Below are 11,544 nucleotides of genomic sequence, written 5' to 3'. Positions count from 1 at the left end.
ATGGGCGGGACTACACCTGGCGAATGACGGCCGCATGGCACCGCAGTACCAGTGCCTGCGCCGTATTCACCTCTTGAGGCCCACTGAGTCGCGGCGAGACGTTCCTAGCGTGGTGACACGTTCCTCGTTCCCCCATCCGGGAGTTCTCCGTGGCCACGTTCCTCTACCGGCTGGGCCGGTTCTCGTTCCGACGACGACGGCTCGTCCTCATGCTGTGGATAGCCGTGCTGGCCGCCGTCGGCATCGGCGCCGCCGGTGTGTCGAGCAGTACGTCGGACTCCTTCTCCATCCCCGGCACCCAGTCCCAGAAGGCACTGGACCTGCTGGAGAAGGAGTTCCCGCAGGCGTCCGCCGACGGGGCCACGGCCCGGGTGGTCTTCGAGGCGCCGGACGGACAGAAGCTGACGTCCGCCGCGCACAAGACCGAGGTCGAGTCCCTCGTCGCCGACCTCGGCAAGGCCGGCCAGGTGGCGAGCGTCGCCGACCCGTACACCAGCGGCACCGTCAGCAAGGACGGCACGATCGCTTACGCGCAGGTGACGTACAAGGTCGCGGAGGCCGACGTCACCGACGCCGCCCGCGCCGACCTGGAGGACATCGCCCAGCAGGGCGAGCGGGCGGGCCTCGCGGTCAGCATGGGCGGGAACGCCGTCGCCGAAGAGGCCCACCAGAGCGCGGCCGAGCTGATCGGCATCGCGATCGCCGCCGTCGTCATGGTCATCACCTTCGGCTCGCTGGTCGCGGCCGGACTGCCGTTGCTGACCGCGCTGTTCGGGGTCGGCATGGCGATCCTCGGGATCACCGTCGCGAGCTCGTTCATCGACCTGAGCTCCAACACCAGCACGCTGGCGCTGATGCTGGGCCTGGCGGTCGCCATCGACTACGCCCTGTTCATCGTCTCCCGCTACCGAGGGGAGCTGCGGGACGGGCACAGGCCCGAGGAGGCCGCCGGGCGGGCGCTCGGTACGGCCGGCTCGGCAGTGGTGTTCGCGGGGCTGACCGTGGTCATCGCGCTGGCCGGACTCAGTGTCATCGGCATCAAGGCCCTGTCCGACATCGGCCTCGGCGCCGCCTTCGCGGTGGTCGTCGCCGTGGTCATCGCGCTCACCCTGCTGCCCGCGATGCTCGGCTTCGCCGGCCCCCGCGTCTCGACCGGGAAGCTCAAGACGCGCCGGATGCGGGCGATCGAGAGCGGTGAGCGCGAGCCGATGGGTGTGCGCTGGTCGAAGTTCGTGCTGCGCAACCCGGTCAAGGTCCTCGGCGTCTCGGTCGCGGGTCTGCTCCTGCTCGCCATCCCGGCCCTGTCGCTCCAGCTCGGCATGCCCGGCGACGAGTCGGCCACCCCCGGCAGCACCCAGCGCACCGCCTACGACACCGTCACCGAGGGCTTCGGATCCGGCTACAACGGCCCCCTGACGGTCGTGGTCGACGCCCGCGGCAGCGACGACCCCAAGGCCGCCGCCAATGAGGCGGTCACCTTCCTCGACGGTCTGCCCGACGTCGCCTCGGTGAGCCCCGCGACCTTCAACCAGACCGGCGACGTCGCCCTGATCCGCGCCGTCCCGGGCTCCTCCCCGACCAGCGAGAAGACGGTCGACCTGGTCTCCGAGATCCGCGACCGGGGCCCGGCCCTCCAGGACGACACCGGCGCCGAGCTGATGGTCACCGGCACCACCGCCCTCAACATCGACATCTCCGACAAGCTCAACGCCGCCCTCATCCCGTACCTGTGCATGGTCGTCGGCCTGGCGCTGATTCTGCTGATGCTGGTGTTCCGCTCGATCCTCGTCCCGGTCAAGGCCGCCGCCGGCTTCCTGCTCAGCGTCCTCGCGACCCTCGGCGTCGTCGTCGCCGTCTTCCAGTGGGGCTGGCTCGCGGACCTCTTCGGCGTCGAACAGACCGGCCCGATCGTGAGCGTGCTGCCGATCTTCCTGGTCGGCGTGGTGTTCGGCCTCGCGATGGACTACCAGGTCTTCCTGGTGACCCGGATGCGGGAGGAGTACGTCCACGGGGCCGAGCCGAGGGAAGCGGTCGTCGCCGGTTTCCGGCACGGGGCCCGGGTGGTCACGGCCGCCGCGGTCATCATGATCTCCGTGTTCGCCGGGTTCATCTTCAGCGACACCGCGATGATCAAGTCGATCGGCCTGGGCCTCGCCGCCGCCGTCCTCTTCGACGCCTTCGTGGTCCGGATGACCATCGTCCCGGCGGTCATGGCCCTGCTGGGCCGCCGCGCCTGGTCGCTGCCGGGGTGGCTCGACCGTCTGTTGCCCAATGTGGACGTGGAGGGCGAGAGGCTGCGGCACCTGCTGGACAAGGAGCCCGAGAGCGCATCGGAGCCGGAGCCCGTGCCCAGCGGAAAGGGCTGAGCGGTCGGCCGTACGATCCGAAGCAGGGCGTACGGCCCGACCTCAGCCGTGACCACCCGCCCCGCCCGTCGGTCCCACTCCCCCGGGGACCGGCGGGCGGCCCCCGTACCGAGAGGGCGTACGACGTGACCGCATCGACCGCTGCCGGGCCATCGGCTTCCTCCGTCACGCCCGAGACCCTGCTGGGCGGGGACGAGCGGCGCGCGGACGTCGTGGTCATGCGCTCGCTCATGCGGGTGGTGCAGGCGGACCACAACCGTCCGTGGGTCAGGCGCTGGGCGGTGCCGTTGATGTGCGTGTTGTTCGGTATTCCGGCCCTGACGGACGTACAGGACGGCAGCGGGCGCGACGTGCCGACGTTGCTGGTCCTGATGGCCGCCTTCTGCGTCCCGCTGCTGTGGCGGCAGCATCGGCCCCTTCTGGTGTTCGCCTTCACCTCTGTGGTCTCCGCGGTGGCCCTCGCCCTGGACACCGCCACCGGGTCCGAGGCCGCGCGCGTGGTGGCGCTGCTCAATGTGGGCCGCAGCAGCCGGCCCGTTCAGCTGGCGGTCTGTCTGGGGGTCGCCGTCACGCAGACGACCGTGGCCACCATCATGCGCGACGAAGGCCAGGACATCGGCCTCCAGGCTCCGGTGGTGGCGATCATCCAGTCGGCCCTCGTGGCGGCGGTCGCCGCGGCGGGCCTGGTCGGCCGGGTGGTGAACGCGTACATCCGGGCCCTGCGCGAACGCGCCCGCCGCCTGGAGGTGGAGCGAGACCAGCGCGCCCGCCTCGCCGTCGCCGCCGAACGCGCCCGCGTCGCCCGCGAGATGCACGACATCCTCGGCCACACCCTCGCCGTCATCGTCGGCCTCGCCAACGGCGCCGCCGGACTGACCGAGGCGAAACCCAAACGGGGCGCCGAGACCCTGCGCATCATCGCCGACAGTGGCCGCGGCGCCCTCGCCGAACTGCGCCGCCTCCTCGCCGTCATCGGCGACGACGAGAAAGCCACCGCAGAGGGCACCCCGCTCGCCCCCCAGCCCGGCTTCAACGACCTCACCCCCCTGCTGGAGCGCGTCCGCGCCGCAGGCCCCGCCGTCACCCTGCACACCGAAGGCCGCCACCGCACCGACCTGCCCCCCAGCCTCCAACTCGCCGTCTACCGCGTCGTCCAGGAGGCCCTGACCAACACCCTCAAGCACGCGGTGGCCGACACGACCGTCCAGGTCACGCTCACCGCCGACGACACCGCCGTGGACCTGACCGTCCAGGACACCGGGCCCGCTCTGCACGCGCGCGTGAGCGACGAGGGCCGCGGCCTGGTCGGTATGCGCGAGCGGGCCGCGCTCTACGGCGGAAGTGTCACCGCGGGCCCCAACGACCTCGGCGGCTGGACCGTCCACGCCCGCTTTCTGATCGCGACCACCTCGGCACCCACGGAGAAGCGACCCGGATGACCACCGTCCTCATCGTCGACGACCAGGCGCTTCAGCGCCTCGGCTTCAGCATGCTCCTGGAGCAGCACCCCGATCTGACCGTGGTCGGCGAGGCCACCCACGGCGCTGAGGCGGTGCGCATGGCCGCCGAACTCCGCCCCGACGTCGTGCTGATGGACGTCCGGATGCCCGGCATGGACGGCATCGAGGCGACCCGCCGTATCGTCGAGTCCGGCGGCCGCTCCCGGGTCCTCATCCTGACCACCTTCGACCTCGACGAGTACGCGTACTCGGCGCTGCGCGCCGGCGCCAGCGGCTTCCTCCTCAAGGACGCCCTGCCCGACGAACTGATCGCCGGCATCCGGGCGGTGGCCGCCGGGGACGCCGTGATCGCGCCCGGTCTGACCCGCAAGCTCATCGACGCCTTCACCGACCGGATGCCGGGCCAGACCCCCGACCAGGAACGCCGCCTCGTCGCCCTCACCGAACGCGAACGCGAGGTCCTCACCGCGATGGCCACCGGCTGGAGCAACACCGAGATCGCCGAACGCTTCTCGCTCGCCGAGTCCACTGTGAAGTCCCATGTGAGCCGGGTGCTGGCGAAGATCGGCGCACGGGACCGGGTGCAGGCGGTGATCTTCGCCTATGACACGGGGCTGGTGAGGCCCGCGTGAGCCGGTCGGTCAGCGGAAGGCGGCGACATGACGCCGGGCCCAGCCGCCGTATGCGCCCGGCGCCCGCCCGAGGACGAGTTCGATGTCCGGGCTGATGCGCAGCTCCGCCGGGTTCGGCTCGCCGAGGATGCCGAGGGTCGTGTCGACCACGGGCCCGGGCATGAACCGCAGCATCTGGGCGCGGGCCTCGTCACGCGACTGCCCGACGAACCGCACGGGTTCACCGAGCGCCGCCGCGATCGCCTCGGCCTGCTGCCGGGGCGTGACGAGGGCCGGTCCGGTCAACTCGTAGATCCGCCCGGCATGTCGGCCTTCCGCCCGCAGCGTCGCAGCCGCGACCTCCGCGATGTCGTCCGGGTCGACCACGGGCAGCCCGACGTCACCGAACGGCGCGGCCACGCTCCGCGTCGTGCGCACCGACTCGGCCCAGGCGTAGGTGTTGGAGGCGAACCCGCCGGGCCGCAGGACGGTCCACTCCAGCCCGGACTGCCGTACGGCGTCCTCGATGCGCCGGGCCACCTCCCCGTGCGAGGCGGAGTCCGGCCGGGTCGCGACCCCCTGGGACGACAGCAGCACGATCCGCCGTACGCCGCCTGCCTTCGCGACATCCACGAGGTGCGCGGGGTCGAGCCGATGCGCACTCGGACCCCCGTCCTGGAGGAACAGCGCGTCGGCGCCGTCGAGAACGGGCCGCAGGCTCTCCGCGTCGAGGAGATCGGCCGCCTTCCGCACCACCTGTTCCGGCAGCTCGGCGTCCGCGACGGAGCGCGAAGTCGCGGTCACCGGCTCACCGGCGCCCACCAGGAACCGTACGAGCGACCGCCCCACGTTGCCGGTCGCCCCCGTCACTACGATCATCGTCAACTCCCCTTGTGATCTGGGCATTTGCGCCAGATTCCGTGCCGATGAGAGGACGCTAACAGCCTCGGTATAGTAGGTACCTAGGGGAAAGTGACTACCTCAGGGGAGCGCGCATGGCCGCAGCAGCGAAGACCCGAACGCCGGTCTCCGACCCCGAACTGGCCTGTCCCATCAGCCCGGTCGTGGACATCGTCTTCAGCCGCTGGACCACGCCGATCCTGTGGAGCCTCCACACCTACGGCCGGCAGCGCTTCGTCGAGCTGGAGCGGGGGATCTCGAAGATCACGCCGAAGGTGCTGACCCAGCGGCTGCGGCAGCTGGAGCGCGACGGCCTGGTCATGCGCACGTACCACCCGGAGGTCCCGCCCCGGGTGGAGTACGAGATCACCGAACTCGGCCGCAGCCTCGCCCCCCTCTTCGCCCACCTCGCCGAATGGGCGACGGACAACCTGGACAAGGTCGATCGCGCCCGGCAGGACTACGACGCCGAGCCGTCCTGACCCGTCACGGTGTGCAGACGTCCTTGAACGCGTCGGCCGCGGCGTCGATCCTCCCCGTGTCCGGGTCCGTGTCGCCGTTCAGGATGGCCTTGTTGTAGTCGGCCATGGCCTGGTTGAGATCGTCGATGGACTGGGCGAGCTTGTCGTTGTCCGTCCTGCAGTCGATGGCGTTGTCGGCGCTGTCGGCGGAGTCGTCGCAGCCGGTGGCGAGTGCGGCGGTCAGGACGACGGCGGCGAGGGCGGTGGCGAGGGTGACGGCGAGGCGCTTCGTGGGCATGGAGGGGTCCCTTTCGGTGTGGACGTCGATGGAGTCAGGCCGAGGCCCGGAGTGCGCCCGCGGCCCGCTTGCGACGGCCGGTGACGAGGCCGCCTGCCGCGCCCAGGGAGACCAGGCCCATGCCGGCGGCGGCCATGATCCCCTTCGCGCCGTCCATGGTCAGGTAGCTGACCCCGGCCACTCCGCCGTTGAACAGGAACAGGAACCACAGCACCGGACGGGTCGAGAGGAACGCCTTGATCTTCGGCTTCCTCGCTATCTGCGAGCCGGCGAGGAGCGACACGGCGATACCGGCGTAGGTGGCGATGTCCTTCTGCGTCCCGTCCAGGACGGCTCCGGAGGCGGAGCTCGCGGCGAGACCGCCGACGAAGAACGACCAGAGCAGCAGGTTCGCGGCGAACGACTTCAGGGCGGCGGGCTTCGAGCGCATGGGAGTGTCCTTCTGGGAGGGGCGCGGGCCGGGATCGGTCGCGATCTCTGCCGTCAACGATCCCGGGCCAGGCCCGCCGCCACGAGGGACCGACCTCCCGAAGGAATGGTGTAGCCCGCTACACCACGGCCCCCTCGATCCACGACGGCCCACATCAGCGCCCCAAAGGGGCGCGGGGAACTGCGCGACCAGCCACAACGGCGCCGCAGCCGAAAAACGACCCAAAGCGGCCCAACCCAGCAGAGCGCTCCGTCACCAGGTGACAGGCAGCTCGTACACGCCGTAGATGAACCCGTCGTGCTTGAAGGGAATGTCGTCGACGTCCGCCGCCAGCCGCAGCGTCGGGATACGCCGATACAGGGTGCTGTAGACGACCTGGAGTTCCATCCGCGCCAGCGACTGGCCGACGCACTGGTGGATGCCGTAGCCGAAGGTGACATGGCGGCGGGCGTCGCGGCCGAGGTCGAGCCGGTCGGGGTCGTCGAGGAAGGCGGCGGCGTCCCGGTTGGCGGTCTCGTTGACGACGATGATGCCCTCGCCGGCGCGGATGACCCGGCCGCCGATCTCCAGGTCCTCCAGCGCCACCCGCCGCAGCCCGCCGTGGGTGATGGTCAGATAGCGCAGCAGCTCCTCCACCGTGGCGGCGACGAACTTCGGGTCGTCGCTCTCGCGCAGGAGGGCCAGCTGGTCGGGGTGTTCCAGCAGGGCGAGCGTGCCCAGCGCGATCATGTTCGCGGTGGTCTCGTGCCCGGCGAACAGCATCAGCACGCCCATCTGCACCGCTTCGTCGCGGGACAGCTCGCCGTCCTTGATCCGCCCGGTCAGCCCGGAGAGCAGGTCCTCGCCGGGGGCGTCGAGCTTGTCGCCGACCAGTCCGTCCAGGTACTGGTACAGCCGGATCATGGCCTCCATCCGCTCCTCGCCGGTGGAGTCGCGGTTGATGATGACCTTGCTGTTCCGCTGGAAGAAGTCATGGCTGTCGTACGGCACTCCGAGCAGTTCGCAGATCACCAGCGAGGGCACCGGCAACGCGAACGCCTCGACCAGGTCGGCCGGGTTCGGGCCCGCCAGCATGGCGTCGATCTGCTCGTCCACGATCCGCTGGGTGACCGTGCGCATCGCCTCGACCCGCTTGACGGAGAAGGCGCCGGTGACCATCCGCCGCAGCCGGGCGTGCTCGGGATCGTCCATCATGATGAAGCTGAGCGCGGGGACCGACCCCTCCTCGCGGACCTCCGACGCGGAGAGCCTCGGCAGGCCCGGGGTGGTCGGGGAGGCACTGACCCTCGGGTCGCTGAGTACGGCCCGGTGCTCGGCGTATCCGGTGACCAGCCACGGGGTGCTGCCGTCCCACAGCCGCACCCGCACCACCGGCCCCTCCTCCCGCCGGTCCCGCATGGCCGGTGCGGGATCGAACGGACACCCCGGCGCCCTGCTCGTCCCGAACTCCGGAATGGTCTCGGCCATCGACTTCTCCATCGGTCGTCCCTTCAACCCATCGGCGCCACGCGGTACTTGACCATCGTGATTCCGGTGCGGTGTGGCACGAAAGGAGGGATGCGGCCGGGTTGTGTGAAGACCCGGAACGCGGCGTTCCGGGTCTTTTCGGCGCTTATCCGGTCGTTGTCGGGCTGTTGTCAGGTTTTTGTCAGGCTTGTGTCAGGCGCAGAGCTCTCCGTCGATCAGCTTGTTCTGCGCGTGCTCGGTGGACAGATCGGCCGCGCCGTCGCCGGTGGTCGCCAGGACGACGACCCGGCGGCCGTCGGCGCTGACGCCGTCGCGGGTGGTGTAGCCGGGGAAGTCGCCGGGGTGGCTGTAATACGCCCCACCGCAGGAGAGCGGGATCCGCATCAGGCCGAGGCCGTAGCCGGCGCCGGGCCAGACGACGTCCAGGTCCGGGGTGGGCACGGTCGTCTTCATCGCCTTCAGCTCGGCCGGGCGGAGGAGGTGCCCGCCGAGGAGCGCCTGGTAGAAGCGGGTCAGATCGGCCGTCGTACTGATCATGGCGCCCGCCGCGCCGGCCGCGGTCGGGTTGAACTCGGTGACGTCGATCGTCGCGCCGGAGTCGCCGAAGTCGGAGTAGCCGTGCAGATGGCGGCCGCGGATCCGGGTCTCGGTGGTCGGGGCGGAGGTGCTGCGCAGATGCAGCGGCTCGATGATGCGGCGCGTGACCTCCTGCTGCCAGCTGTGCCCGGTCGCCTTCTTGATGATCATTCCGGCCAGGATGTAACCGGTGTTGGAGTACGACCACTTGGTGCCGGGCTCGAAGTCCGGCTTGTGCCTCATCGCGATCGCGACCAGCTGCTCGTCGGTCCAGGTGGTGTACCGGCCGGCCTCGAAGCCGTCGACCGTGGCGAGCACCGGGAGGTCGGCCGTGTAGTTGAACAGCCCGCTGGTGTGCTGGAGAAGCTGTCGTACGGTGATCCTGCCGCCGTCGTTGCCGTTGCCCGCGACGACGCCCGGCAGCCAGTCCTCGACGGTGTCGTCCAGCGACAGCCGCCCCTCACCGGCCAGTTGCAGCACCACCGTCGCGACGAACGTCTTGCTCGCGCTGGCGATCCGGAACCGGTCGCCGGGGCGCACGGCCTCACCCGTGGCGGTGTCGAGGTCGCCCGCGGTCGCGGAGCGGTGTCCGCGCGGGCCGGTCGAGCGGGCGAGGGCGCCGACGGTCCCGGTCTCCATCACGGCGTTCACCCGGTCCCGCAGCGAGTCCTGGGGCGTCCTGGTCGCGGCGGACGCGGTGGGGACCGTCAGGAGGGACGCGGCGATCGCGGCGACCAGGGCCGTGGCGGTGAGCTTCATGGCGGGTGCTCCTTGCGGGTCTGTGTCCGCACCGCTCTCTGCGATGCGGACACCAACTTAGGAAGCCGGCCGCTTCCGTACGATCTCGCCAACTGGCCTCTGTGCGGTGGTGGCCGGGGCCGTGCCGGGGTACGGCCTGCTGTACCTCAGCCCCGCTGCCGTACGTCCTCCAGATACCGCAGGACCGCCGCGACCCGCCGGTCCACCTGGTCCGTCGGCGACAGGTCGAGCTTGGCGAAGATGCTGCGGATGTGCTTGTGCACGGCCCCGTCGGTGACGACCAGCCGCTCTGCGACGGCGCTGTTGCCGAGCCCCTCGGCCATCAGCGCGAGCACGTCCCGCTCCCGGGGGCTGAGCCGTTCCAGGCGGGTGTCCTGACGGCTGCGGGTGAACAGCTGGGCGACCACCTCGGGGTCGATGGCGGTACCGCCCTCCGCCACCCGCCGCAGCGCGTCGAGGAACTCCTCGACCCGGCCCACCCGTTCCTTCAGCAGATAGCCGAGCCCGCCCACTCCGCCGCCCAGCAGATCGCTGGCGAAGCTCTGCTCGACGTACGCCGACAGCACCAGCACGGCGAGATCGGGCCTGCGCCGCCGCGCCTCGACCGCCGCCACGATCCCCTCGTCGGTGTGCGTCGGCGGCATCCGTACGTCGAGGATGGCGACGTCGGGCTTGTGCTCGTCGATGGCGTCCAGGATGCCGTCGGGGGTGCCCGCGGTGGCCACGACGTCCAGACCCTCGGCGCGCAGCAACAGCGCGAGGCCCTCGCGCAGCAACGGGTCGTCCTCGGCGATCACGATCCGCATGGCAGTTCCACTTCCAGAGTTGTCGGACCGCCCTGGGGGCTGGTCAGGGAGAGGGAGCCGTCGTGCGCGGCGACGCGGCCGCGGATGCCGGTCAGTCCGGAGCCGCCGCCCTCGTCCGCGCCGCCCCGGCCGTCGTCGGTCACGGTCAGACACAGCTGCCCGCCGCGTGAGCGGACGGTGACGGAGGCCTCCTGGGCGCCACTGTGCTTGGCGATGTTGGTGAGGGCCTCGGCGACGACGAAGTAGGCGGTCGCCTCGACGGACGCGGCGCACCGCTCCGGCGCCTCGACATCGGTCCGGCAGGGCACCGCGCAGTTCGCGGCGAGGCCGGAGAGGGCGCCCTCGAGTCCACGGTCTGCCAGCACCGGCGGCAGGATGCCCCGGGCGACCGTACGGAGTTCCGCGAGGGCCTGTTCGGCGGCGCCCTGGGCGCGTTCGAGGAGTTCGTCGGCGCCCGCCGGGTCGCGGGCCACCATGCGGCGGGCGGCGCCCAGCAGCACGGTGACGGTGACGATCCGGTTCTGGGTGCCGTCGTGCAACGAGCGCTCGATCCGGCGCAGTTCGGTGGCGTGCGCGTCCAGCGCGGCGGCCCGGGTGGCGGTGAGCTCGGCGACCCGCAGGGACAGGTCCACGTCGGGCCCGGCGGACAGCAGCCGCCGTCCGGGCGCCGCCTGTAGCCGTGCCATGCCCGGGGTGAGCCCCACGATGATCGCGATCCAGCCGAGGCCCAGCAGCGCCACGGCGAGGGCGTCCGCCCACGACTGTGCGGGCCCGAACCCTATCGACGTACTGCTGGCGTCCTTCGGGATCAGCCACCAGTACGCCGGGAACAGGGAGTCGCGTACGGCCATGAGCGGCAGCAGGACGCCGAACATGCCCAGCAGGAGCCCCAGCGTGGCGTGGCGCACCAGCCAGCGCAGCTCCCGCCGGGTGGTGGTGTCGACGAGGGCGAGCCGCAGCCGTGTCGGTGCCGGACCGGGGCCGATGACCTCGGGCCCCCAGCGGCCGAGCCGGTCGCGTTCGCGGTCGGCCAGCGAGTGCAGGGCGCGCAGCGCCCTGGGCGCCATCAGCAGTCCGACGCCCAGCGGAACGGTGACGGCGGCGAGCACCAGCCACAGCAGGACGGCCAGCGCGACCACGGCGGTACCGAGCCCGCCGGCGAGCTGTTCCAGCGCGGCGACGGCCGCACCGGCCGCGCGGACGAAGGTCTCCCGGATGCCGGGGCGCGCGGGGGCGGCCTTCTTGCCGTCGGTGATCTCGGCGGTTTCGGCGTGCACGTCAACGACCCTAGGGGGTCGGCCGGTTCGCCGTCAGGCGGAGGAGGCAGAGGTACAGCCTGCTGTACCCCGAACCGGGCGGCCTGCGGGCTCGGAGACGAGGGGTCACGATCCGTAACTTCGGTGACCGACA

The 11,544-nt window shown here is 71.4% G+C and carries 11 protein-coding genes; 4 read left to right on the top strand and 7 right to left on the bottom strand.

All coding sequences use genetic code 11. From position 1 onward, the window contains the following. Positions 1-149: 149 nt before the first annotated feature. The 3 genes from KCH87_RS08395 (at position 150) to KCH87_RS08385 (ending at position 4,458) form a co-directional block, all read left to right on the top strand. Positions 150-2,366, top strand: a complete 2,217-nt coding sequence (locus KCH87_RS08395; protein WP_210585277.1) for an MMPL family transporter — start codon at positions 150-152, stop codon at positions 2,364-2,366. A 125-nt stretch (positions 2,367-2,491) separates the two neighbouring features. Beyond that, complete coding sequence (locus tag KCH87_RS08390; RefSeq protein WP_210585276.1) at positions 2,492-3,805, top strand: histidine kinase; 1,314 nt, start codon at positions 2,492-2,494, stop codon at positions 3,803-3,805. Beyond that, a complete protein-coding gene (locus KCH87_RS08385) occupies positions 3,802-4,458 on the top strand; it encodes a response regulator transcription factor (protein ID WP_210585275.1) in 657 nt (218 codons plus the stop codon). The genes KCH87_RS08390 and KCH87_RS08385 overlap by 4 nt, the downstream gene beginning before the upstream one ends. Positions 4,459-4,467: 9 nt before the next feature. On the opposite strand, the gene KCH87_RS08380 is transcribed toward KCH87_RS08385, so the two are convergent. Next, positions 4,468-5,316: an SDR family oxidoreductase gene (locus tag KCH87_RS08380; protein ID WP_210585274.1), complete on the bottom strand. Its 849-nt coding sequence runs from the start codon at positions 5,314-5,316 to the stop codon at positions 4,468-4,470. 116 nt (positions 5,317-5,432) lie between these two features. Here KCH87_RS08380 and KCH87_RS08375 point away from each other — a divergent pair, with 116 nt between their 5' ends. Next, positions 5,433-5,819 carry a helix-turn-helix domain-containing protein gene (locus KCH87_RS08375; protein WP_210585273.1) on the top strand — a complete coding sequence of 129 codons (387 nt, stop codon included), beginning with the start codon at positions 5,433-5,435 and terminating at the stop codon, positions 5,817-5,819. Positions 5,820-5,823: 4 nt separating this feature from the next. Here the strand turns inward: KCH87_RS08375 and KCH87_RS08370 are convergent, their stop codons facing one another. The 6 genes from KCH87_RS08370 to KCH87_RS08345 form a co-directional block, all read right to left on the bottom strand. Then, positions 5,824-6,096 (bottom strand): hypothetical protein, encoded by a 273-nt coding sequence (locus tag KCH87_RS08370; protein ID WP_210585272.1) that lies wholly within the window; start codon positions 6,094-6,096, stop codon positions 5,824-5,826. A 34-nt stretch (positions 6,097-6,130) separates the two neighbouring features. After that, positions 6,131-6,526, bottom strand: coding sequence for a hypothetical protein (locus tag KCH87_RS08365; RefSeq protein ID WP_210585271.1), 396 nt, complete (start codon positions 6,524-6,526; stop codon positions 6,131-6,133). A 252-nt stretch (positions 6,527-6,778) separates the two neighbouring features. After that, on the bottom strand, positions 6,779-7,993 hold the full coding sequence (locus KCH87_RS08360; RefSeq protein WP_247195894.1) for a cytochrome P450: 1,215 nt from the start codon (positions 7,991-7,993) through the stop codon (positions 6,779-6,781). Between the two features lie 192 nt (positions 7,994-8,185). Then, the gene (locus tag KCH87_RS08355; RefSeq protein ID WP_210585269.1) at positions 8,186-9,328 is read right to left on the bottom strand and encodes a serine hydrolase; all 1,143 of its coding nucleotides are present in this window, start codon (positions 9,326-9,328) and stop codon (positions 8,186-8,188) included. 146 nt (positions 9,329-9,474) lie between these two features. After that, positions 9,475-10,134 (bottom strand): response regulator transcription factor, encoded by a 660-nt coding sequence (locus KCH87_RS08350; RefSeq protein ID WP_210585268.1) that lies wholly within the window; start codon positions 10,132-10,134, stop codon positions 9,475-9,477. Then, positions 10,122-11,411, bottom strand: coding sequence for a sensor histidine kinase (locus KCH87_RS08345; RefSeq protein WP_374198979.1), 1,290 nt, complete (start codon positions 11,409-11,411; stop codon positions 10,122-10,124). The genes KCH87_RS08350 and KCH87_RS08345 overlap by 13 nt, the downstream gene beginning before the upstream one ends. Positions 11,412-11,544 lie beyond the last annotated feature (133 nt).

The organism is Streptomyces sp. GESEQ-35, assembly GCF_017948485.1.
Classification (GTDB): domain Bacteria; phylum Actinomycetota; class Actinomycetes; order Streptomycetales; family Streptomycetaceae; genus Streptomyces.
Note: the sequence above shows the minus strand (reverse complement) of the source record. Positions and strands in the feature narration are given on the sequence as shown.

What these genes read in the sequence shown, in the direction of transcription:
- KCH87_RS08370 (WP_210585272.1), bottom strand. Translation starts at nt 6,096, where the DNA reads ATGCCCACGAAGCGCCTCGCCGTCACCCTCGCCACCGCCCTCGCCGCC.
- KCH87_RS08360 (WP_247195894.1), bottom strand. Translation starts at nt 7,993, where the DNA reads ATGGCCGAGACCATTCCGGAGTTCGGGACGAGCAGGGCGCCGGGGTGT.
- KCH87_RS08350 (WP_210585268.1), bottom strand. Translation starts at nt 10,134, where the DNA reads ATGCGGATCGTGATCGCCGAGGACGACCCGTTGCTGCGCGAGGGCCTC.
- KCH87_RS08385 (WP_210585275.1), top strand. Translation starts at nt 3,802, where the DNA reads ATGACCACCGTCCTCATCGTCGACGACCAGGCGCTTCAGCGCCTCGGC.
- KCH87_RS08365 (WP_210585271.1), bottom strand. Translation starts at nt 6,526, where the DNA reads ATGCGCTCGAAGCCCGCCGCCCTGAAGTCGTTCGCCGCGAACCTGCTG.
- KCH87_RS08380 (WP_210585274.1), bottom strand. Translation starts at nt 5,316, where the DNA reads ATGATCGTAGTGACGGGGGCGACCGGCAACGTGGGGCGGTCGCTCGTA.
- KCH87_RS08375 (WP_210585273.1), top strand. Translation starts at nt 5,433, where the DNA reads ATGGCCGCAGCAGCGAAGACCCGAACGCCGGTCTCCGACCCCGAACTG.
- KCH87_RS08355 (WP_210585269.1), bottom strand. Translation starts at nt 9,328, where the DNA reads ATGAAGCTCACCGCCACGGCCCTGGTCGCCGCGATCGCCGCGTCCCTC.